The sequence below is a fragment of the Polaromonas sp. CF318 genome (genome assembly GCF_000282655.1).
In the GTDB taxonomy this organism is placed as follows: domain Bacteria; phylum Pseudomonadota; class Gammaproteobacteria; order Burkholderiales; family Burkholderiaceae_C; genus Polaromonas.
Window position 1 is genome coordinate 1 of the sequence record NZ_AKIV01000038.1, and the last position, 21,425, is coordinate 21,425.

The following is a 21,425-nucleotide window of genomic DNA, read 5'->3' on the forward strand; positions in this document are numbered from 1 at the left end:
CTGCCCCCCGGGGGGGCCGCTGCGCCTGCGGCCCGGCAAAGCCGGTTCCGCGGCCCCTGCTGGGTTTAAGAGTTCAGCGAGCGCGACCAGTAGCGAGGTATTCCACCAGTGGGGGCCGAGGGTCCGGCTTTGCCGGTCCCAGGCGCCGCCCCCTTGAGGGGGGGACAGGCTACACGCAGTGAGCCTGGGCGGGGGTAGCATCGAGGTTATGCTGCAAGTCCGCCACCTCGCCAAACGCTACCTGGACACTCCTGTCTTCAGCGACGTCTCGCTGGACGTCGCGCCCGGCGAATTCGTCGCCATCGTCGGTGAATCAGGCGTGGGCAAGTCCACGCTGCTCAACTGCATGGCCGGGCTGGACAGCTGGGATGAGGGATCCGTGCAACTCAAGGGCCAGGACCTCGGCGTGCTTGGCGACGACGGGCGCGCGCTGCTGCGCCGCCGCCATGTGGGTTTTGTGTTCCAGGCTTTCCATGTGTTGCCGCATCTGGACGTGGCGCAAAACGTGGCGCTGCCCTTGTTGTTGCTGGAGCGGCCCGACGCGACCCGGGTGGAGGCCATGCTGGCGGCCGTGGGCCTGGCCGGCCTGGGCGCACGGTTGCCGCAGCAGCTCAGCGGCGGCCAGCTGCAGCGCGTGGCCATCGCGCGCGCGCTGGTGCACAAGCCCAGCCTGCTGCTGGCCGACGAGCCCACGGGCAACCTGGACCCGTCCACCGCCGCCCGCGTGATGGACGCGCTGATCGCCCAGACGCGCGGGCAAGGCGCCTCGCTGGTGCTGGTCACGCATTCGGAAGCCGCCGCCGCGCGCGCCGACCGCATACTGCACCTGAACGCAGGCGGCATACGCGCCGGCTGAAATCGCCGCCGGCCGGGCGTCAGGGCCGCAAGGATTCAGCGGCGAAGGCGGCGGCAAAAAGAAGGGACTCGTGTTCCTTGCCAAGCTTGCTGCGTTGGGGCTCCGGCCACGCCTTGCGCTGGAAGGCGGCATGCACCTCGGCCAGGCCCTGGGCATGTGCTTGCAGGGCAAGCCGCCTGGCCCCCCTCTCGCCATGGGTGCCTACCCGAAAGACCTTGCTCTGGCGCCTGCCCAATTCATCCAGCCAGAAAGCCTGCCAATAGGGAGCGGGCAGGCCGCCCGGCACTTTGGAAGGCGCCAGGTAGCGCGCCACGCCTACCGTTCCCGATGAATTGCCTTTGCTTTTCTGCGTGCGGCGCCACAGGCGATGGTCCGCATCGAACGTGGCGATGTGCGCTTCCAGGGCATCCCGGTAAATCCTGGCCGCGGCGAGCGACTTGCGCTTGCCGCCGTAGCACAGGTCGGTAAAAGTCCTTGCAATGGTCTGCCCATAGCGGCGGACAGTGACGCGCCAGCTTCTTTCGCGATCGGATTCGACGCGGGTGATGCGGCGCAAAGGGTTTTGAGGGTCGGTTCTAAACATGGTCGGGTCTGCCGCGCTGGGTTCAGGCCATGGGGCCAGGTGGGAGAAGTACCTCGATGAAGCACTTTTTTTAAGACCCTGAACCGTATGCGAACTCACCAGGCAGACCCGCGAACATTGTCTTGGCGCGGCTATTGTTTGTTGGATTTTCCGTATCGAAACGGCATGCAAGCCCGAACGCGGACAGCAAAGCACACGCGTGGCCGCGTCCCCGACAACAGGCGAACCGGAAAAAAAGCGGGCAGCGGCCGTCCAGGGCAAAGCCCGGCACCTCCGCCCTTGCGACGGCTCAGCGCGCGGCCAGCAGCTCCGCGTAGCGCGCCAGGTCGACGTTGCCGCCGCTCACGATGATGCCTATGCGCTCGCCCTTGGCGGGCGGTTTTTCTTCCAGCGCCTTGCAGGCGCCGGCGAAGGACAGGCAGCCCGTAGGCTCCACCACCATCTTCATGCGTTCGGCGAAAAAGCGCATGGCCTCCACCAGCTGCGCGTCGCTCACGGTGAGGATATCGTCCACGTCGCGGCGGATGATGCCGAAGGTGTATTCACCCAGGTACTGGGTCTGCGCGCCGTCGGCAATGGTTTTGGGTGTGGCGATGCGCACGATGCGGCCGGCGCGCAGCGATTGCAGGCCGTCGTCGCCGGCTTCGGGCTCCACGCCGTAGACCTTGCACTTCGGTGCGAGCGCGCGCGCCGCCAGGGCCGAGCCGCTGGTGAGGCCGCCGCCGCCCAGGCAGATATAGAGACGGTCCAGCGCACCGGTTTCCTCGAACAGTTCCTTGGCGGCCGTGCCTTGGCCGGCGATCACGTCGGGGTGGTCGTAAGGCGGGACCAGCGTCATGCCGCGCTCGGCGGCCAGCCTCTGGGTCAGGGCTTCGCGGTCTTCGGTGAAACGGTCATAGAGCACCACTTCGGCGCCGTAGCCGCGCGTGGCGGCCAGCTTGGCGGCGGGCGCGTCCTGCGGCATCACGATCACCGCCGGCATGCCCAGCATGCGCGCCGACAGGGCCACGGCCTGCGCGTGGTTGCCCGACGAAAACGCGATGGCGCCGGCCTTGCGCTGCGCCGCGTCGAACTTCGACAGCGCATTGAAGGCGCCGCGAAACTTGAAGGCGCCCATGCGCTGGAAGTTTTCGCACTTGAAAAAAAATTGGGCGCCCCAGCGAGCCTGGGCGGTGGCCGACTGCAGCACGGGTGTGCGGTGCGCATGGCCTTCAATACGCGCGGCGGCGGCAATAACGTCGTCGTAGGTGGGGAGTTGCATGGTGGAGCAGGCTTTCATGTCAGGACGGAAAATTCAGGGCCTAGCTTAAACGAAGGCGGTGTTTTCCCGGCAGCAACAGGCAAGCCCTTTCTGTACCGGTACAGATGTCGGCTGGCGCTGCATTTGCGGCGCTGAAGCACAATGAAGCCCATGCGCGCCCTGCTCTTTAGCTTCTCCTGGCGGGAATTGAAACACCACCCCTGGCGCAATGCCGCCGCGGCGGCGGCCGTGATGCTGGGTGTGGCGCTGGCGTTTTCTGTGCAGCTGATCAATGCCTCGGCGCTCAGCGAGTTTTCCCAGGCGGTGCGCGCGGTCAACGGCCAGCCCGACCTGGAGCTGCGCGCCGTGCAGGGCGGCTTTGACGAAAGCCTGTACCAGCGCGTGGCCGCCGACCCGCGGGTCGCCCTGGCCAGCCCCGTGCTGGAGATCAGCACCTACGCGGTCACGCAAACCGCGACCGGCCAGGCCGAACGCCTGCCGTTGCGCATCATGGGCGTGGACGTGCTGGCAGTCGGCGCCATGGCGCCAGCCCTGATGCCTGTGCCCGCATCGAACGCGGAGCGCCTCGCGCTGTTCGCGCCCGGCACGGTGTTTTTGAATCCGGCCGCGCAGCAGTTGTTCGGCGCCTCTTCGCTGCGCCTGCAAAGCGGCCTCGAACTGCGCGGCGTGAGCGTGGCCGGCACGGTGGGCGCGGGCGGCGGGCCGCTGGCCGTGATGGACATCGCCGCCGCGCAAGACCTGTTCGGCAAGGGCGGCCAGCTCTCGCGCATCGACGTGCGACTCAAGGCTGGCGCCGAAACGCAAGGTTTTATCGCCTCGCTGCAACTGCCACCCGGCATCACGGCCACGGCACCGGGCGATGCGGCCGAACGCGTGAGCAACCTCTCGCGCGCCTACCGCGTCAACCTCACGGTGCTGGCGCTGGTGGCGCTGTTCACCGGCGCCTTCCTGGTGTTCTCGGTGCTCTCGCTCAGCGTGGCCAAGCGAGCGCAGCAGTTCGCGCTGCTGGGTGTACTGGGCCTTACGGGCCGCGAGCGCTTGCGCCTGGTGCTGGCCGAATCCGTGTTGCTGGGCCTGGCCGGCAGCGTACTGGGCATCGCGCTGGGCACGGCGCTGGCCGCGCTGGCATTGCGGCTGCTGGGCGGCGATTTGGGTGGCGGCTATTTTTCCGGTGTCGCGCCCAGCCTTCAGTGGAATGGCACGGCGGCTCTCACCTATGGCGCGCTGGGCGTGCTGGCCGCGGCCGTGGGCGGCTGGTGGCCGGCGCGGGCCGCGCAAAAGCTGCCGCCCGCGCAAACACTCAAAGGCCTGGGCGCCAGCGCCGGCGCCGGCAAGGGCCACTGGCTCAGCGTCGCCCTGGCCGCCGCCGGCGGCCTGCTGGCGCTGGTGCCGCCGCTGTTCGGTATTCCGCTGGCGGCCTATGTGTCCGTGGGCCTGCTGCTGGTGGGCGGCATCACGGCCCTGCCCTGGCTGATCGCGCTGCTTTACGACAGGCTCAGCCCCCACGTCGCCCACCACCTCTTGCCGCTGCTGGCGGTGGAGCGCGCGCGGCGCGTGCGCGAAAGCGCGGCCGTGGCCGTCAGCGGCGTGGTGGCCTCGCTGAGCCTGGCGGTGGCGCTGACGGTGATGGTCGCGAGCTTTCGCGAATCGGTCACGCGCTGGCTGGACGTGGTGCTGCCGGCCGACCTCTATGTGCGCACGGCGCTGGGCAGTTCGGCCAGCGACACCGCCTATTTCTCGCCGGAATTCGTCGAGGCGCTGGGCCGCCTGCCCGGCGTGGCGCGCGTGGGCGCCGCGCGCACCGTGCAACTGCTGCTGGACCCGGCAAGGCCGGCCGTCACGCTGATCGCGCGCCCGCTGGACGACCCGGCCAGCGCGTTGCCGCTGGTGGGCCGGCGGCTGCCGGTGCCGCCCGGGCATATCGGCATCTATGTGAGCGAGCCCATGGTGGATCTGTATGGCGCGCGCCCGGGCACTGTCTTTCAGCCGCTCTCGCAGTCGCTGCAAGCCGCAGCGGGCATGGCAACGCCGCCCTTCTATGTGGCGGGCGTCTGGCGCGACTATGCACGCCAGTTCGGCGCGATTGCCATGGCCCGCGCCGACTTCGAACGCCTGACCGGCGACCGGCACGCCAACGACCTGGCGCTGTGGCTGGACGGCAGCGCGGGCGATGCCCAGGTGCAGCAATCGGTGCGAGCGCTGGCCGAGCGGCAGTCGGGCGCGGGTGCACTGCTGGAGCTGGCCTCGGTCAGCGAGTTGCGCGCGACCTCGCTGCGGATTTTCGACCGCAGCTTCGCGGTCACCTACTGGCTGCAGGCGGTGGCGATCGCCATAGGCCTCTTCGGCGTGGCGGCCAGCTTCAGCGCCCAGGTGCTGGCCCGCCGCAAGGAGTTCGGCCTGCTGGCGCACCTGGGGCTCACGCGGCGGCAGATCCTGGCCGTGGTGGCCGGCGAAGGCGCGGCCTGGACCTTGATAGGCGCGCTGGCGGGCCTTACGCTGGGGCTGGCGGTCTCCACCGTGCTGGTCTACGTGGTGAACCCGCAAAGCTTTCACTGGACCATGGACCTGATGGCGCCCTGGCTGCGCCTGGGCCTGCTGTGCGCGGCCGTGGTGGTGGCGGGAACGCTGACCGCCTGGCTGGCCGGGCGCGCCGCGGCAGGCAGGGACGCGGTGCTCGCGGTCAAGGAAGACTGGTAGGCCGCGGCCGCGCCTGGCCGGGAGGGCGGCTGGGTGCATGCAGCCGCGCCGTCCTACAGCGCGCAAGGCCGGTTTCCCACGCCGCCCGGCCCTGCCGCGCCGCACACTGGTTCCCATGCGGACCCCGGCCAACACCCGGGCCACACATTCGCCCCCTTCTGTCATCCCTTCACGCACGGGAGCACGCCATGAGCACCACCCTGAACGCCAATCCCGCCTCCCACGCCGGTTCCCACACGGGCGCGGCCGGCCAGCGGCCGCCGCACATGGCAACCCGGCTCGCCCACGGCCTGCTGGCCGTGCGCAACGAAGACGGCAGCGTCACGCTGGAGATGGCGCAGCCGCTCACGCTGCAGGCCGAGGAACTCGAGGACCTGGTGACAGACCTTGCCGGCTTGCGCGCCGAGCTGGATCCGCCCTACCCGCTGGACTGCCCCCCGCTGTGTGCGCTGGAGCCCTGCTATACGCCGCGCCATTGGGTGGCCTGCGACCCGCTGACCGGCAAGATCTTGCTGTTCCTGCGGCACCATCTTTTCGGCTGGCTGGGCATCGTGCAGACGCCGGAAGCCTCGCTGGAGATGCTCAAGTCGGTGGCCGTCGAAATGAAGAAGCTGGAACTGTCGGAGCGCAGCCCGGGCCAGGGCCTGCACTGAACTAAAGGATTAGTGGCGAAGCTGGCCGCAATCCCATCGGCTTAGTTTTTGCCAATGCAGGCGCCTTCAGGTGAAGGCGCTTTCGTTTGCTTACGCATAGTCACGTTTTTGTCCCGCAATTGTCATCACGGGGCCGCCCTGCGCTCCTAACATGGAGGCCATATCCCCCAAAACCGAAATCACTTCAAAGAGGTCTTCACCATGGCATCCGTCAAAGCACCGCCACATGACTACCGCATTGAAAACGTGGACCCGGTCAAGGGCAGCCTGTTGCCGCCCAGCAGTTCCAACCATGTTTTTGCGGACTATTCCCTGGCGGTCGCCGTCGCCGTCAAAAGCGTCGCCGACCCCACCCGTCAGGAAGTGCGCGTGGTCCATATCCCCAGCGGCGAAGTCGTGTTCCGCACTTCCGGCTCTTCCGGCGCGAGCCAGCCATTTTGAGCAACACTTGTTCAGGCCAGCCGTACGCTGGCCGCGAAATGGTCGTAGACCACCGCGATCCTTCGCAGGTGGCGCGACTCGGCATGCGCCAGCAACCACAGGTCTGACTCGCAGCCTTCCAGCGTGCCGCCCAGCGGCACCAGCGCCGGCTCACCGGCCAGCATGAACACCGGCACAATGCCCACCCCCAGCCCCGCCTTGATCGCATCCGTCACCGCCACAATCCCGTCCGCATAGTGGCGCGGCGTCACCTTGGGCAGCTGCTTGCGCCGCCACAGCACCGAAGGGTGTTCGGGCAGGGCTTCATCGGGCGCTATCCAGTCAAAGCCGGCAAGCGCGTCCAGCGCTGAGGGTTTCTTTCCCGCCGACAAGGCCTTGGCCTGTGCCTTGAGGCCGCACAGCACAAAACGCACCGTGCCCAGCTTGCGCCCCACCAGGTGGTCGGGCGGCTTGCGCGTGGCGCGCAGCGCCAGGTCGGCATCGCGCCGGCTCAAGCTGGCCAGCTCGTTGCCGGTGCGCAGGTCCAGCTGCAGCAAAGGATGCTGCGCCAGCAAGGGCTTGAGGGACGGCAGCACCAGCCCGCGCAGCACGGCGTCGGTGGTCGTGAGCCGCACCCGGCCGGCCACGCCTTCATGCGGATGCTGGGCACTGGCGCGCGCGGCTTCAAGCTCGGCCTCTATGCGCTCGGCATGCGGCACCAGGCCCTGCATGGGTTCGGTCGGCAGGTAGCCGAGGCGGGAGCGTTCAAACAGGCGCTGGCCCAGGCTTTTTTCGATCCGCTGCACCGAGCGGAACACCGTGGAAGCGTCGGCGCCTAATCGCCGCGCGGCTTCGGCCAGCGTGGCCCCGCGCACCAGCGCCAGCAGGGTTTGCAGGTCGTAGGCCGTCAAAGCGTATTGCGTTTTTGCAATCAATGTTTTCATGATCGCTAATTTACATTGCTTTTCTGCAAACATACAGTGGCGACTCCTTCAACTCCCGCCCTGACCAGGCACCGCACCATGAGCACCACGTCTTCTCCTGAAACCCTCGCCGCCAGCCACGGCGCCACGCTGCTGCGCATCGCGCTGGGCACCATGTGGATCACTCACGCGCTGCTGAAAATCTTCGTCTTCACCCTGCCCGGCACCGCGCAGTTCTTTGAATCGGTCGGCCTGCCCGGCTTTATGGCCTATGCCGTGGTGGCAGCCGAGCTGGCCGGCGGCGCCGCGCTGTTGCTGGGCTTTTACGGCCGCCAGGCCTCGCTGCTGCTGGCGCCGGTCCTGGCGGTCGTCGTCTGGGTGCACTGGCCCAACGGCTGGGTCTTCACCAGCCCCAAGGGCGGCTGGGAATACCCGTTGTTCCTGCTGGTCGCCTCGCTGGCGCAATGGCTGCTCGGCGACGGCGCCTGGGCCGCGCGCCGCAGCAGCCTGCTGGCGCCCCGCTGAATGCACAGGGAACGCGCCATGAAGCTCACCCTCATCAGCCACGCGCTGTGCCCTTATGTCCAGCGCGCGGCCATCGTGCTCGCCGAAAAAGGCGTGGCCTTTGAGCGCCGCGATGTGGACCTCGCGAACAAGCCGGACTGGTTCAAGGCCGTCTCGCCACTGGGCAAGACGCCGGTGCTGCTGGTGGACGGCGACGCGATTTTTGAATCCGCCGTGATCTGTGAATACCTGGACGACACGCTGCTGCCGCGCCTGCACCCGGGCGATGCGCTCCAGCGCGCGCAGCACAGGGCGTGGATGGAGTTCGGCTCCGCCCTGCTCAATGCCATCGGCGCGTTCTACAACGCAGCCGATGCAGCCTCCCTGGCGCGGCACCGTGACGACATCCGGCGCCGGTTTACCCAGCTCGAAGCCGTGCTGGTGCACGAAGGGCCGTATTTCGCCGGCGCATCTTTCGGCATGGTGGATGCCGTGTTTGGTCCGGTGTTCCGCTATTTCGATGTGCTGGACGGCGTGGGGGAAGATGGCTTCCTTGAGCAATTGCCAAAGGTGCAAGCCTGGCGCACCGCACTGGCCACACGCCCGTCCGTCCGGCAGGCGGTGGGTGGCGGCTATGCCCGGGACTTGCAGCGCTTCTTCCTGGCCCGCGGCTCCGAACTCTCGCGCCGCATTGCGGAGCGTGATAGTTGAGCTTGCTGCCATCAAGTGAATGGCTGCTTTCAGCCAGAAGCCGCCGCCCACACCCAGTGCAAAACCATGAATGCATCCCAGATCGGCTGACTGGACACGACACGTTCGGGTGCATCCGCGCCTCAGGTTTCAACGCAGCTGGGCGCCTGTATGGGCCGGCGCTGCTGTTCTTCAGTCGCGGATCACGGATGCCAGGTTGCCCGCAGTGCCGTGGACGGCATGGCGCCGAGCGCTAGCCCGAGCTGCTTCGCCGCCAGAACCGTGGCGGGCGCGTAACGCGCGAGTACCGAAGCCGTCAACCGTTCTACCGGCCCCGCCGTGCTGACAGAGCCCAGCACGGCGCCATGGTGCCCGCGCACGGCAGCTGAGACGCTCGCCATTTTCGAGTTCCGCTCGCCGCGGGTGATGTGGAAACCGCGTTGGCGGATGCGCTCATTGAGATCACCCGGTTCGCCCAGGGCGGCCGAGATCACCCGGCCGGCGGATCCGCGGTCCAGCGGAAAAACCTCGCCGGAGCGAATTTGGCTATGAACACCTGCCGTTCCCTCGCAACGCATCAGGCAGCTGCGCAGGTTGCCTTCGAAAACGAAGAACGATGCGCTTTCTCCCGTGGCCGCACTCAGCTGGCGCAGGATGGGCTCGATGGCGGCATCGAGGTCGAACTGCGCCTGGTAGCGGGAACCCATCCAGCCTGCTGCGGGGCCTAGCCGCCACGCACCGTCTTCGCGCCTGACGAGGAACCGGGCTGCAGCGAGCGTGCGCGCAAGCCGCAGCACCGTGGGTTTGTGCATGCCGGTACGGCGTGCGAGTTCCGCAAGCGGCAGAAAGAGCTCGTCGCCTTCGAAGGCCGTGAGGATAGCCAGGGCACGCGCCACAGCCGCGACGTTCTCGTCGCCTGGACGCGCCGAGGTTCCCTCCGGCCCATCCGTGAGAAGTCGCTTCGGCGTGACAGGCGGCGGCTTGAACCTGGACTGTTGCGGCATGGCCGGAGTGTATTCCCAAGTCCACGCCCGTTACGTCAGGCGTAACGCATTGCCATGCGGGACCAGCGTCCGGATCATGCCCCCATAAATAAAGGAGACACGTTCGATGACATACATGTACACAAGCCGCCGTAGCTTCCTCGCCTCGGCGGCGGCGTTTGCCGCGTTTGGCGCCCAAGCCCAGGGCGCCTCCCCGGCGCCCACCCGGATGGTGATTCCATTCGCTGCCGGAGGCGCCACCGACGTCCTAGGTCGCGATCTCGCCAAGGCCATGAGCACCGCCTTGGGGCAACCTTTTGTCATCGAGAACGCGGGCGGTGGCGCCGGCGTGCCTGCCGTGCAAAAGGTGACGGGCGCAAAGGCCGATGGCAGCACGCTGCTATTCGCCGCCTCCGGCAACATCACGGCGCAGCCGCTGCTGCAGAAGCCGCGCGTGGACATCCTGACGCAGCTCACGCCGGTGGGGATGATCGCCACGGCGCCGCATGTGCTGGTGGTGGCGGCGAAGATGCCGTTCAAGACGGTCGCGGAGCTGGTCGCCTATGCGAAGGCACATCCGGGTCAATTGAACTTCGGCTCTGCAGGCGTCGGAGGATTGGCGCACCTGGGCACCGAGCTGTTCGCGCGCGCGGCGCAAGTCGACATCAAGCACGTTCCCTACCGCGGTGCTTCGGCGGCGATGACGGACCTTGTCTCCGGCCAGATTCACGCGATGTTCGGAACCATGCCGTCGTTCACCGGCATGGTCCAGAACGGCATGCTACGCGTCGTCGGCATCACCGCCCCCAGCGCAGCAACACCGCTGAGGGGTATCCCACTGATCGCGAACACCGTCCGGGGCTTCGGCTACAAGAGCTGGAATGCCCTCTTCGCGCCAGCCGGCACGCCCGCGCCGGTCATCGCGCGGCTCTACGCGGCGATGAAGCAGGCGTCGGCGGACCCGGGACTGGCAAAGCGCTTTGAGGAACAAGGCGTCGACACCGAGCTTGCTGACTCCGCCGAACTCACCGACATGGTCCGCAAGGAGACCGCGGTGTGGGACAAGGTGATCCGCGAAGCTAACATCCAGGTCAACTGAGCGCCGCATGCCGCAACTTGCCTCTTACGGACCGGCCCCCATGGAAACGCGCCTGTCGCCGGGCGCACGTCCCACCGCCCCGCCGGGCTTGCGGAAATTCCTGTCGCTGCAGGATTTCGAGACGGGCGCTCGCCGTCACCTGCCGCGACCGCTCTTTGAATACATCGCCGGTGGAGCGGAAGACTCGGCCTCGCTGCACGACAACCGCGCCGCATTTTCCGAGTTCGGTTTTGTCACACGGGTGCTGCGCAATGTGTCGGGCCGCAGCCAGGCCGTCGATCTTCTCGGAAGGCGCTACGCGTCACCCTTCGGCATCGCGCCGATGGGTATCAGCGCGCTGAGCGCGTATCGCGGCGACCTGGTGCAGGCGCGCGCGGCTGCGGCCGAGGGCGTGCCGATGATCATGAGCGGCTCCTCACTCATCCCGCTGGAAGAGGTGATCGCCGCGGCCCCGGAGACCTGGTTCCAGGCTTACCTGCCTGGCGAGACCGCCAAGATCGAAGCCTTGATCGATCGCGTCGACCGTGCGGGCGTCAAGACGCTCGTGCTGACGGTGGACACCGCCGTTCTTGCGAATCGCGAGAACAATGTGCGGGCAGGCTTTTCCACTCCCCTGCGACCGGGTTTGCGCCTTGCGTGGGAGGGGCTCACCCATCCGCGCTGGACGATAGGCACCTTCCTGCGGACGATCATGGCGCACGGCATGCCGCACTTCGAGAACTCGTACGCGACCCGTGGCGCTCCCATCCTGTCGTCGCGGGTGGCACGTGACTTCGGCGCCAAGGACCACCTGGACTGGGAGCATCTGGCGCTCATCCGCCGCCGATGGAAGCGCACCTTGGTGGTGAAGGGACTCATGCACCACGAGGATGCGCGCAAAGTGCGGGACATGGGCGCCGACGGCCTGATCGTGTCGAACCACGGCGGCCGCCAGCTCGATGGCACGGTTTCGCCGCTGCGCGTCCTGCCCGAGGTCGTCCGAGCGGTGGGCGCCGACTTCCCGGTCATGATGGACAGCGGCATCAGGCGCGGGACGGACGTCCTGAAGGCGCTCGCACTGGGCGCCAAGTTCGTGTTCGTGGGCCGCCCGTTTAACTATGCGGCCGCCGCGGCCGGAGAAGAGGGCGTGCGCCATGCGATCCGCATCCTGGCCGACGAAGTCCAGCGCGACCTGGGCCTGCTCGGGCTGAGCTCCATTTCGGAAGTGCACGGCGCACAGTTGCGCGACCTGGCCAGCCGCAAGCACCCAACACAACTGCAAACATGAACGAAATAATAGTCCGCGACTTCGAGGCCGTGCGCGGCAACTATGCGGCCGCCCTCACGCACTTCCTGCGCCGGCACGGTTCCGAGCTTTCGCAGCGCGTGGATGGCATTGCCGCCACGGCTTCGCAAAGGCCCTAGGCCTGGCGGAAGTTCGCGAGGATTTTGAGCAGGTTGCGCGTGGCGCCGTCCAGCGCCTCCGGCGGCCGATGCACCATGGCCGTGTGGCGTACCAGCGCGGGCTTGAGCGGCAGCAGTTGCACGTCATGCCGCACATGGGACTCTTCCTGCGACTCCTCCCGCGGCAGCACGGCGGCGCCGTAGCCGGCGGCGACCAGGCTCTTGATGGCCTCGGAATAATTGAGTTCGATGCGCGCGCGCGGCGTGAAGCCCGCATCGGCAAACCAGGCCATGGTCATGCGGTACATATGGGTGGGCGTCTCGTTGAAGATCAGCGGCTTGCCCGCCAGCCAGGCCGGCGTGGCGTGTTTCGGCGCCTTCCAGCGCTTGGGCACAAAAGCCATCATCGGGTCGCTGCGCCAGTGCGTGATCACCATGCCGCGCTGCGCGGGCGGCGGCGTGGCCACCAGCCCCACGTCCAGCGTGCCCTGCGCCAGCCGCTCCAGGGTATCGGCCGAGCCCAGGATGCTGACCTCGACGTCGATATCGGGATGGGCCAGCTCCATGGCTTTGAGCACCTGCGGCAAAAAGTAGACCAGCACCCCGGTGGTGCTGCCCAGGCGCACGCGGCCGGCGCGGCCTTCGACGTGGCGCTTGACCGCATCGACCGCATCGTCGGCGTCGCGCAGCAGGCGGCGGGCCCGTTCCACCAGCACGGCGCCCGCCGGCGTGGGCTCGACCTTGCGCCCGCCGCGCACCACCAGCGGCGTGCCGAGGCGGCTTTCGAGTTCGCTCACGTGCAGGCTGACGGTGGGCTGCGCCAGGTGCAGGCCCTGCGCCGCGGCCGAAAAAGTGCCCAGGTCGGTGATGGCCACCAGGGTGCGCAGCTGGTCCAGGTTCAATTCACGCATGGAAGGTGCTTCATGACATGCCTCATCAGGAATACTGATAGTTTTAATCAGAAAACTCAACTTCCACAATACCAGAATAAATTGCACCATGGGCGCCTGGCTTCATCCACACCGTCACACCCTTAGGAGCACCCCATGCCTTGCGCCGCCATTCCCACCGTCACCCCGAGCTTCAGTCTCACAGCCGGCATGCACCGTCTCGCGGACATGGCGGCGGCGCTGTGCAGGCTCGGTAGCGCCTGGTTCCTGCCATCGCACGGCAACGCACCGGGCGGCTTGGTGCCCACCCGCCTGCAGCGGGACGAACTGATGGCCATGAGCAGCCATCAGTTGAGCGACCTGGGCATAGGCCGCAGCGAGATCCCGGCCCTGTTCTGCGAGCCCTCTTCCTGGAGAGCCGACCGGCATTGAAGGCCGGCCCCGGGGGCCCCGCTTGCTGCGAGAATCGGGGCTATGGCCGCCCTTCAAACACCCAGCAGCCCCTGGCTCAGCGCCGCTGTCGTCCGCATTGAAGCCGACTACCAGCGCAGCGCCGACACCCACCTGATCCCCCTGCCGCTGCCGGAGTTCTCAGCGCGCGGCATCGACTTCTACCTGAAGGACGAATCCACGCACCCGACGGGCAGCCTCAAGCACCGGCTGGCGCGTTCGCTGTTTTTGTACGCGCTGTGCAACGGCCTGATCCACGAGAGCAGCACCATCGTGGAGGCTTCCAGCGGCTCCACCGCGGTCAGCGAGGCCTACTTCGCGCGCCTGCTGGGCCTGCCCTTTATCGCGGTGATGCCGCGCAGCACCTCACCCGAAAAAGTCGCGCAGATCGAGTTTTACGGCGGGCGCTGCCACTGGGTGGACAGCGCCGCGCAGGTCTACGACGAAGCGCGCAGGCTCGCCCGGGAAACCGGGGGCCACTACATGGACCAGTTCACCTATGCCGAGCGCGCCACCGACTGGCGCGGCAACAACAACATTGCCGAAAGCATGTTCAGCCAGATGGCACGCGAAAGGCATCCGGTGCCGCGCTGGATTGTGGTGGGCGCGGGCACGGGCGGCACCAGTGCCACCATAGGCCGCTACGTGCGCTACCAGCGCCACGACAGCCGGCTCTGCGTGGTCGACCCGGCGGGCTCGGTCTTTGCCGCCTACCACCGCAACGGCGATGCCGGTCTGAGCGGCGCGGGCTCGCGGATCGAGGGCATAGGCCGGCCGCGCGTGGAGGCCAGCTTTATCCGCACCGTGATAGACCGCATGGTGGAAGTCGCCGACGTGGACTCCCTCGCCGCCATGCAGGCGCTCTCGCAGTTGCTGGGGCGCCGCGTCGGGCCGTCGACCGGCACCAACCTGGTGGGCATGCTCACGCTGGCCCACGAGATGCTGGCGCGCGGCGAGCAAGGCTCCATCCTGTCCTTGCTGTGCGACTCGGGTGATCGCTACCTGCCGACTTACTACAACGCCGAATGGGTGGCCGGCAAGATCGGCGACTGCACGGCCGCCCAGGCGCAGATCGCCAGGCTGCTGCGGCCCGCGGCTACCGCCTGAAGAACCCCCCATGCCCATGCCGCCGCCCACGCGCACCTTGCCCGCCCTGCTGCCCAGGCGCAGCCTGCTGTTGGCCGGCGCCGCACTGGCCGGATGGGGAGGTGTCACCCGCCCAGCCCGGGCCTTGCCCGCCAAAACCCTGGCGTTTCCGCGCGACCGCGGCGCCCATCCCGAATTTCGCACCGAGTGGTGGTACATCACGGGCCACGCCAGCGCCGAAGCAGACAGGCAGGCCTTCGGTTTCCAGCTCACTTTTTTCCGCTCACGCGTGGACGCGACCCAGGGCATGGCCTCCAAGTTCGCCGCCAGACAGTTGCTCTTTGCCCACGCCGCCTTGACCGACGTGCAGGGCAAAAAACTCTGGCACGACCAGCGCATCGCGCGCGGCGGCTTTGGCATTGCCGCCGCCAGCGAACGCGACATGGACCTCAAGCTGCGCGACTGGTCGCTCAAGGCCCAAGGCGGCAGGTACACTGCGGAGTTGCCGTCCAGCGACTTCGCGCTCAAGCTCGCGTTTGAGGAAACGCAGGAACTGCTGCTGCAGGGAAAACAAGGCCTGTCGCGCAAAGGCCCCGAAGAAAAACAGGCCAGCTACTACTACAGCCAGCCGCAGTTAGCCACACGCGGCACCCTGCGGCTCAAGGGCCAGGATTTTGCCGTGAACGGCAAGGCCTGGCTGGACCATGAATGGAGCGAGGAAATACTGCACCCTGAGGCCGCGGGCTGGGACTGGATAGGCATGAACCTCACCGACGGCAGCGCCCTGACGGCCTTCCGGCTACGCGCCAAGGACGGCAGCACGTTGTGGGACGGCGGCTCCTTCCGTTCGGACAAAGGTGGGCTCTACACCTTCAGCCGCGGCGAAGTCATTTTCAAGCCCGTGCGCACCTGGAAAAGCCCGCTGACACAAACCACGTATCCCGTGGAATGGATAGTCCGAACCCCCGCCGATTTTTTCACCGTGCGGGCTGTCATCGACAACCAGGAACTCGACAGCCGCCAATCCACAGGCGCGATCTACTGGGAAGGCCTGAGCGAGCTGATCGACAGCAACGGCAAGCGGGTGGGCATGGGCTACCTTGAGATGACAGGGTATGCGCAGCCGCTGCGGATGTGAATTCGTCGCCTCTCTTCAAACTTCAACAGGAGAAATCCATGCGCTGGGTAGCCATCTTTGACGACAAACCCGGGATGCTGGCCGTACGCCAGGAGCGTGAGCCCCTGCACCTGGCTTATCTGCGTACCCATGAAAGCGAAATCCTCATCGCGGGCGGTTTGCGCGAAGCGCCGGGTGGCGGCTTTGTCGGCGGGCTCTGGGTGCTGGAGGTGGAGTCCCGCGACCGCGCCGTGGCGCTTGTGGAGAACGATCCTTACTTTGTGCCCGAGCACCGCGGCTACCGGCTGCTGACGTGGGGCAAGGCACTGGCTGACAAGAAAGTGGTGTTGTAGGCGGCGCTGATGTGCTCTTCGCCGGGGCGGCTTGCCGCCTCGGCGTTACCCCGGAGTGACTACACTGGTACGTCCCCCACATACCCTTTCCCAAAACTCCAAAAATGGAATTCTTCACCCTGGTGGCCTGCGTCGCCATAGCCGTCTACATCCTCAAACTGTCGGAAGAGCGCCGGCGCATCACCCTGCTGGGCAGCCACCTCGGCCAATACCAGATCGAAAAACTGATGGAGACCCTGACCGACGGTTACCTCCGGGCCCTGGGCGAGAAAGAACCGGAGCGCCGCGAACAGGTCTGGAACCAGCTGGCCGGCAGCGAGCTCAAGCTGTGCGAGCAGTTCACCCTTTTTGCCGCGGGCTTTTCCAAGGTAGATGAGGTGGAGGCACGCACAAGCAAGCTGCCGATCACGTTTCCCTTCGCCACCAGGCTGCTGCCAGGCCTGAGCTTCGACATGCGGAAAATGCTGGCGGTCCATGCCCAGGGCATTCTGCGGGCGGCGGAAAACAGCGCCCGGCGCACGCCCAAGGACAAGGCCTTCACGATGTCGGCCGAGCTGTTCCTGATGCAGCACAGCTGCCACTGGTTCTGCAAGTCCAAGGCCGTGGCCTCGGCGCGCATGCTGGTGCGGCACAAGACCTCGCATGAGCAGCTCGTGGCCTCGGTGTCGCCCGAGACGCGCGAGGCTTATCTCGCCTTGGTGTAACGGTGATCAAGCAGCACAGTGCAGGAATGTTCACCACGATCAGACTGCTGATTTCCATCGTTGCCGGGTCCGTGCTCGGTTGGTTTTTTCTTGGCTTTGTATGCGGGATCACAGGCTTGAGGGGGAGCGTGGCTTGTGGGCATAACGCCTACATCTGGCTTCCTCTGTGCATTCCGCTGGGAGTCCTTATCTGTTGGTATCTGCTGGGTCTCCTGCAGAGATACAGAACAAAAGCCAAACACAATAAGCTTGATCGAAACACTGGCGGTACCTGACACGCCAGGCGGCACAAACAGCACAGGCACCGCACCACCGTGCGACCACTTCTCAAGGTAGATACCCTTTCCCTCAATGACAACTGACCAGATCTCTGACATCTATCACGACGAAGCGCCGGAAACGGCGTGGGAGCAGCTATTGCCTTTGGCGAACGCTGGAAACCCGGTCGCGCAGTTCTATATGGGCCACCTTTGTGATGAGCTCTCACCACGCGACCAGGAGCAGGCGTACGCCTGGTACCAAAAGTCCTCCGACGGCGGTTTTCTTGAAGGCACGCATTACCTGGCGAGCTTCACCTACCACGGCATGGGCACCCCGTGCAACGTAGAGGCGGCTTTGATTCTGTTTCGCAAATCAGCCGAAGCCGGGCTGGACGCCTCGCAATGGAAGTTAGGGCAGCACCTCCTGCAGTCGGATGAAGACCACGAGGAGGCAATTCGCTGGCTTAAGCTGGCAGCCGTACAGGGGCATCCCGCCGCCGCAGACCTTTTGCATGAAAACGGCGAAGATATTTAACCGGCAGCGCGGCACAGCGCAGCGGCGGGACAGGACCCATGCACGACACACGGTACGATCCAGCGACTTCAGCACTGGGCGTTAGAAGCAACAACATGCTCAACGGTTTGTACAAATTCTCCGGATAGTCAGCCACTGGCCTGTCACCCGCGCTACAGCGCGCCACCCCTGACCGTCCTATATTTCCAGCCATGACGGAACCCACACTCCTGAACACCCTGCAGGCGGTAAACCAGACCGCCTCCTTCAATCGCTGGGCCGGTTTTGAGGTCGTGCGCGCCGCGGCCGGCGAAGCCGAGATACGCATGGCCTGGCGGGAAGAAGACATGGGCCAGTACGCCGGTTACCTGCATGCGGGCCTGATGGGCGCCATGCTGGACACGGCTTGCGGTTATGCGGCCGCCACCGTGGCGGGCCGCGTGCTGGCCTCGCATTTTTCAGTGAACTGCCTGGCACCCGCCGTGGGTCGCGGCTTTGTGGCGCGCGGGCGCGTGGTGAAGGCCGGGCGCAAGCAGGTGTTCGCGAGTGCGGAGCTGTATGCCGGACAGGACAGTGGCGAGTTGCTGCTGGTGGCTACCGGCAATGCGATCCTGGTGCCGGTGGAGCCGCAGGCAAAATTCTGAGTTCATTGATAACAGATGGATTGATGCTCAAAGGCTCGTCAATCACTTTCAGCAACGGGGTAGGTCACAGTGAATCCTTCTATTGGGGATACACAACGCGGTAGACGGTCTGCCCCTCGTTCCAATATGAGGGCGCATGCCGAACCTGAATTTTTTGCGCCGGTGATTCGCCTACGGTGTCACCGTCCAGAATGACCGGCCCTTTTGAAATAAGGTAATCGCTCATCCACGCAACCAGCGTGAAAAGCGATTTTCCATCGACATTCGCATCCTTGGATTCGATCTCCATGAGATCGAACTCCTTCATGCCCCTTGTCGAAATGCTCCAGCCTTTCAGGAGGTCGTTGCTGAGACGGTAGTTGACCCACAGCATTACAGGCAAGCGCTGCCGCGAAGCTACCCCACTCAGTTTCAGAAACACGTCTCTCGATTGAAGGTTGCCCTGCCAATAGCCCGCAATCGCATTGGCATCCGGCATGAAAGATGCCACCACCTGGGTCAGGAGCAGCGCTGCACCAACCTTGTCAAGCTTGACATCGAGCATGGTGACGATGAGATGCGCCTTATGCGGTGCGACGGATTGGCAGGCGTCCGGCCAGTACCAGGCAAAACGGCAAACGTCTTCGAGTTCCTTGTTGGGAATGGGGCTGTCTACCAGGCCAATGGCCACCGTGCCTTCGGCAACGCGAAAGAGTATGACCTGATCACCGGCCTCCATCTTGTCGATCAGCAATGAATTTCCGAGCCGCTGCTGAAGGGCCGCCTTGACTTGTTCGCCAGAAGGCATCTTCGGCTCGGCGAGCACCACAAAAGCCAGGCCTTTGACTTTGCTTGTTTCCGCCAGCGCAGGCGAAATCAGGGATACAAAAATGACCAGAGTTGTAACGAGGCGGTATATTGATTTCACAAGGTCACCATAGTTTGAAAACCGACTTCTTGCGCTTGTAGCAGAGCAAGGGAATCGACTCCGGGTCCAGCAGCGACGGATCAACAGGCCCCTCAAGGTGGTACCCAAAAAACTCGCGGAGCACGCCCTCTCCAAGCTCCAGCGGATGAAACGGAAACGGATAGGGCGGTTCATCGTCGTCCATATCCGCTGGGTCAACTGCCGGGTGGGCTCCATCCCAATACGGTGCCTCGAATGGCAGGCGTCGACCGATATCTTCAACGATGCCGTCATCAGGTGACAGGCTCAGGGAGCGCTCCAGCTTTCCGTTGCGCCACACAGCGAATGCCAGCCAATCCACAACGCTGTGCATCGCATGAAAGTGCACGGTCCTGGAACCCGCATACTCAAGGAATCGCGCTGGAATCTTTGACGGATGATCGATGACGAACTCCTCGGCGGCCACGATCACCATGCCCGGAAAACAGCCGATGCGAATTTCGTTGTCGGGCGGAGAAGTCCACATGAGGGAGCTGTCTTCCAGCGGCTCAAGTTTTTCTTTGGGAAAAAGTGCCGCCGCGACCTTACTCGTCTGATCTCGATCCAGTGCTGGCCGGGAGGCAAGCGACTGACGGGGATCTCCATCCGAGATAACAATCATCCAGGTTCTCGCGCCCATAGTGCTCCGATGTCTTGAGTGGCAATCGCAGATTCAAGTAATGGCCAAACGCCCAGCTTCGACCATACCGCAAACTGAGCCCGCGCCTGTCGTCCGGCTCAGGCACCGCAGCAATAACACCGCTCCGCGAACTGCTTCAGGACGCCCAGTGTCCCGGCCCAGTAAAACTGCAGGTGCTTAAAGATACTGACCGTCGGGAAGCCTGCCACCATGAGTGTCAGCGACGTCGCTTCTCCTTGCGGCGTCAGGCTGAAGGTCAAAGTCGTGAAATTTCCAGGTTCATCGGGAAGCCGGGATAAGGAACTCAAATGGGTGTAGCTGAGCCGCTCCATATGCTTGAACGCCAAGACCACGCCGATGTTCCGGAAGCGCAAATGGTGGATACCACTCACCACCAACGGGTTACCGACTTTCCAGTCGGTCTCTATTTCGATTTCCATCTCTGGTTCGCCCATCCACACCTTCATTTTCTCGGTATGGACCAGGCTATCCCACACAACCGGCGCTGGCGCGTCGATAAGCGTGTTGAGTTCGAAGGACTGAGTCATGGTGCTTCACTTCTTTGGACCGGTTTGGCCCGGCAAATATATGGTGCCTGAAGGCCTGTCAGGCGGCGACACCACCGTTCCGGATTTCCTTCAAGATGTCCGCCGCGGGTCGATCAAGCCTCTCACTTTCCCGGCCACCCTTGAGAACATAGTCACCACCCCAACGCAGATGCTCGTCCGCATACAGAACCCTGATTTCGATCGCGGGCCATTTTTTCGAGAGTGCCTTGACCAATGGCTTGGGAAAAGCTGATGCCGTGGTGAAGCTGACAATGATCCGGTCACGCTCCGCGTCAACATCGGAGTCCTCGGCGTTCCACTTCGAGCCCCAGTTCTTCTTGCACCAGCCGTGCCAGGACCCAAAGCCGTGCTTCTCGATGTTCTCCTGGTACTGGCGCACGGGCGCCAGGTACATCTCCGCGCAATCGAGGCTGCGGATGCATGCCAGCAGCTGCTCACGGGACTCGAGCGGAAACGGATGGCCCAGCTTCGCGGCCGACTCCTTCCACGTCCAATACTTTGCAGGCTCTGTCCAGTCGCCATAGAGCGCGTCGTAACCCGTCGTCACCGCGCTACTTTCTTCAATCTCAAGCTCCGGCGGCATCGGAACCACCGAATTGAAATCGAAGGTTCCCGCGCTGAAATGGGTATCGCGGCAAGAAGCCAGGGAGTCAGGATCTCCTGAAAGTTGCAGCAAAACGAATACGGCGTCTGACATGGCAGCCTAAACCTGGAGGGGAAGGGTCCGGAGCAGGCGCTTATTTCAACTCGGCGTAGGCCATCTCACCGATCTTTTTTGCCAGCGTGTCTATGCCCAGCCAGGCGTTCCGGTAGTAGTCTTCGACGGGATAGGTTTTCCCCTGGTAGGCAATGACGGCCTTGATTTCGTCCTTGCCGGCAAACGCTCCGGCCATGAAGCGCGCGGCATCCTCGCGCGCCACATACGCCTTGACAGTCAGGCTGGCTTCTTTTTCTTTCGTCACCTTGCGCCCTGCCTTCGCCGCAGCTTCGTTGTAGCCGCCGGCGATGAGGGAAGGAATCGTCGGCTTCACCACGCAGGGACCGCAATCCAATGTCACCTTGAGGGTGGGCAACTCGGCCACGGAAGCTGCGGCTGTGGCGGGTTGTGGCGCAGAGCCAGGTTGGGCTGTGGTGGCGCACCCCGAGAGGATGACTGCGCAGGCCGCGAGAAACAGGCCAAGGTGATTCTTGATGTTCAAGGGAAAGCTCCTTTGGGTTTGA

26 protein-coding genes are annotated in these 21,425 nt (G+C 65.0%); 16 read left to right on the forward strand and 10 right to left on the reverse strand.

Annotation, left to right across the window (positions count from 1 at the left end; all coding sequences use genetic code 11):
- The first annotated feature begins 208 nt into the window (after positions 1-208).
- Complete coding sequence (locus PMI15_RS04470; protein WP_007864351.1) at positions 209-856, forward strand: ABC transporter ATP-binding protein; 648 nt, start codon at positions 209-211, stop codon at positions 854-856.
- Positions 857-875: 19 nt separating this feature from the next.
- Here PMI15_RS04470 and PMI15_RS04475 read toward each other — a convergent pair whose 3' ends face one another.
- Both PMI15_RS04475 and PMI15_RS04480 read right to left on the reverse strand, forming a co-directional pair.
- Entirely contained in the window at positions 876-1,439 is a 564-nt protein-coding gene (locus PMI15_RS04475; RefSeq protein ID WP_007864354.1) for a hypothetical protein, read from the reverse strand.
- Positions 1,440-1,728: 289 nt separating this feature from the next.
- Positions 1,729-2,700, reverse strand: a complete 972-nt coding sequence (locus tag PMI15_RS04480) for a threo-3-hydroxy-L-aspartate ammonia-lyase (protein WP_036837497.1) — start codon at positions 2,698-2,700, stop codon at positions 1,729-1,731.
- Between the two features lie 150 nt (positions 2,701-2,850).
- Between PMI15_RS04480 and PMI15_RS04485 the strand changes: the two genes are divergently transcribed.
- The 3 genes from PMI15_RS04485 to PMI15_RS04495 all read left to right on the forward strand — a co-directional run bounded on the left by PMI15_RS04485 (position 2,851) and on the right by PMI15_RS04495 (position 6,491).
- Entirely contained in the window at positions 2,851-5,397 is a 2,547-nt protein-coding gene (locus PMI15_RS04485; RefSeq protein ID WP_036837516.1) for an FtsX-like permease family protein, read from the forward strand.
- A 188-nt stretch (positions 5,398-5,585) separates the two neighbouring features.
- Complete coding sequence (locus PMI15_RS04490) at positions 5,586-6,050, forward strand: hypothetical protein (protein WP_007864361.1); 465 nt, start codon at positions 5,586-5,588, stop codon at positions 6,048-6,050.
- A gap of 201 nt (positions 6,051-6,251) precedes the next feature.
- Positions 6,252-6,491 carry a hypothetical protein gene (locus tag PMI15_RS04495; RefSeq protein ID WP_007864362.1) on the forward strand — a complete coding sequence of 80 codons (240 nt, stop codon included), beginning with the start codon at positions 6,252-6,254 and terminating at the stop codon, positions 6,489-6,491.
- A gap of 11 nt (positions 6,492-6,502) precedes the next feature.
- On the opposite strand, the gene PMI15_RS04500 is transcribed toward PMI15_RS04495, so the two are convergent.
- On the reverse strand, positions 6,503-7,414 hold the full coding sequence (locus tag PMI15_RS04500; protein WP_036837500.1) for a LysR family transcriptional regulator: 912 nt from the start codon (positions 7,412-7,414) through the stop codon (positions 6,503-6,505).
- A 78-nt stretch (positions 7,415-7,492) separates the two neighbouring features.
- Between PMI15_RS04500 and PMI15_RS04505 the strand changes: the two genes are divergently transcribed.
- Positions 7,493-7,918, forward strand: coding sequence for a DoxX family protein (locus PMI15_RS04505; RefSeq protein ID WP_007864364.1), 426 nt, complete (start codon positions 7,493-7,495; stop codon positions 7,916-7,918).
- Positions 7,919-7,936: 18 nt separating this feature from the next.
- The gene (locus tag PMI15_RS04510) at positions 7,937-8,608 is read left to right on the forward strand and encodes a glutathione S-transferase family protein (RefSeq protein WP_007864366.1); all 672 of its coding nucleotides are present in this window, start codon (positions 7,937-7,939) and stop codon (positions 8,606-8,608) included.
- Positions 8,609-8,790: 182 nt separating this feature from the next.
- Here PMI15_RS04510 and PMI15_RS04515 read toward each other — a convergent pair whose 3' ends face one another.
- Positions 8,791-9,591, reverse strand: coding sequence for an IclR family transcriptional regulator (locus PMI15_RS04515; protein ID WP_007864368.1), 801 nt, complete (start codon positions 9,589-9,591; stop codon positions 8,791-8,793).
- A gap of 106 nt (positions 9,592-9,697) precedes the next feature.
- On the opposite strand from PMI15_RS04515, the gene PMI15_RS04520 reads away from it, so the two are divergent.
- The 3 genes from PMI15_RS04520 to PMI15_RS24670 are packed head-to-tail and all read left to right on the forward strand — an operon-like array spanning position 9,698 to position 12,073.
- Positions 9,698-10,669: a tripartite tricarboxylate transporter substrate binding protein gene (locus PMI15_RS04520; RefSeq protein ID WP_007864371.1), complete on the forward strand. Its 972-nt coding sequence runs from the start codon at positions 9,698-9,700 to the stop codon at positions 10,667-10,669.
- Between the two features lie 40 nt (positions 10,670-10,709).
- The gene (locus PMI15_RS04525) at positions 10,710-11,936 is read left to right on the forward strand and encodes an alpha-hydroxy acid oxidase (protein ID WP_007864374.1); all 1,227 of its coding nucleotides are present in this window, start codon (positions 10,710-10,712) and stop codon (positions 11,934-11,936) included.
- Complete coding sequence (locus tag PMI15_RS24670; RefSeq protein ID WP_007864382.1) at positions 11,933-12,073, forward strand: hypothetical protein; 141 nt, start codon at positions 11,933-11,935, stop codon at positions 12,071-12,073. Before PMI15_RS04525 ends, PMI15_RS24670 begins: the two co-directional genes overlap by 4 nt.
- On the opposite strand, the gene PMI15_RS04530 is transcribed toward PMI15_RS24670, so the two are convergent.
- The gene (locus PMI15_RS04530; RefSeq protein ID WP_007864383.1) at positions 12,070-12,963 is read right to left on the reverse strand and encodes a LysR family transcriptional regulator; all 894 of its coding nucleotides are present in this window, start codon (positions 12,961-12,963) and stop codon (positions 12,070-12,072) included. The two genes, PMI15_RS24670 and PMI15_RS04530, sit on opposite strands and share 4 nt — an antisense overlap.
- A 135-nt stretch (positions 12,964-13,098) precedes the next feature.
- Between PMI15_RS04530 and PMI15_RS04535 the strand changes: the two genes are divergently transcribed.
- The 7 genes from PMI15_RS04535 to PMI15_RS04565 all read left to right on the forward strand — a co-directional run bounded on the left by PMI15_RS04535 (position 13,099) and on the right by PMI15_RS04565 (position 18,070).
- Positions 13,099-13,374 (forward strand): DUF1127 domain-containing protein, encoded by a 276-nt coding sequence (locus PMI15_RS04535; protein ID WP_007864384.1) that lies wholly within the window; start codon positions 13,099-13,101, stop codon positions 13,372-13,374.
- Between the two features lie 42 nt (positions 13,375-13,416).
- The gene (locus PMI15_RS04540) at positions 13,417-14,499 is read left to right on the forward strand and encodes a PLP-dependent cysteine synthase family protein (protein ID WP_007864387.1); all 1,083 of its coding nucleotides are present in this window, start codon (positions 13,417-13,419) and stop codon (positions 14,497-14,499) included.
- 10 nt (positions 14,500-14,509) lie between these two features.
- Entirely contained in the window at positions 14,510-15,616 is a 1,107-nt protein-coding gene (locus tag PMI15_RS04545) for a lipocalin-like domain-containing protein (protein ID WP_007864390.1), read from the forward strand.
- 38 nt (positions 15,617-15,654) lie between these two features.
- A complete protein-coding gene (locus tag PMI15_RS04550) occupies positions 15,655-15,948 on the forward strand; it encodes a YciI family protein (RefSeq protein WP_007864393.1) in 294 nt (97 codons plus the stop codon).
- Between the two features lie 104 nt (positions 15,949-16,052).
- On the forward strand, positions 16,053-16,652 hold the full coding sequence (locus PMI15_RS04555) for a hypothetical protein (RefSeq protein ID WP_007864396.1): 600 nt from the start codon (positions 16,053-16,055) through the stop codon (positions 16,650-16,652).
- A 351-nt stretch (positions 16,653-17,003) separates the two neighbouring features.
- Positions 17,004-17,447: a tetratricopeptide repeat protein gene (locus tag PMI15_RS04560; RefSeq protein ID WP_007864399.1), complete on the forward strand. Its 444-nt coding sequence runs from the start codon at positions 17,004-17,006 to the stop codon at positions 17,445-17,447.
- Positions 17,448-17,638: 191 nt separating this feature from the next.
- Positions 17,639-18,070 (forward strand): PaaI family thioesterase, encoded by a 432-nt coding sequence (locus PMI15_RS04565; RefSeq protein ID WP_007864401.1) that lies wholly within the window; start codon positions 17,639-17,641, stop codon positions 18,068-18,070.
- Between the two features lie 79 nt (positions 18,071-18,149).
- Here PMI15_RS04565 and PMI15_RS04570 read toward each other — a convergent pair whose 3' ends face one another.
- The 5 genes from PMI15_RS04570 to PMI15_RS04590 all read right to left on the reverse strand — a co-directional run bounded on the left by PMI15_RS04570 (position 18,150) and on the right by PMI15_RS04590 (position 21,403).
- Positions 18,150-18,977, reverse strand: coding sequence for a DUF4261 domain-containing protein (locus tag PMI15_RS04570; RefSeq protein ID WP_007864404.1), 828 nt, complete (start codon positions 18,975-18,977; stop codon positions 18,150-18,152).
- 4 nt (positions 18,978-18,981) lie between these two features.
- On the reverse strand, positions 18,982-19,635 hold the full coding sequence (locus tag PMI15_RS04575; RefSeq protein WP_007864407.1) for a hypothetical protein: 654 nt from the start codon (positions 19,633-19,635) through the stop codon (positions 18,982-18,984).
- A 98-nt stretch (positions 19,636-19,733) separates the two neighbouring features.
- Positions 19,734-20,183 (reverse strand): SRPBCC domain-containing protein, encoded by a 450-nt coding sequence (locus tag PMI15_RS04580; RefSeq protein ID WP_007864410.1) that lies wholly within the window; start codon positions 20,181-20,183, stop codon positions 19,734-19,736.
- A 58-nt stretch (positions 20,184-20,241) separates the two neighbouring features.
- Positions 20,242-20,901, reverse strand: a complete 660-nt coding sequence (locus PMI15_RS04585) for a hypothetical protein (protein ID WP_007864413.1) — start codon at positions 20,899-20,901, stop codon at positions 20,242-20,244.
- Between the two features lie 40 nt (positions 20,902-20,941).
- Positions 20,942-21,403 (reverse strand): hypothetical protein, encoded by a 462-nt coding sequence (locus PMI15_RS04590; RefSeq protein ID WP_007864417.1) that lies wholly within the window; start codon positions 21,401-21,403, stop codon positions 20,942-20,944.
- Positions 21,404-21,425: the final 22 nt, after the last annotated feature.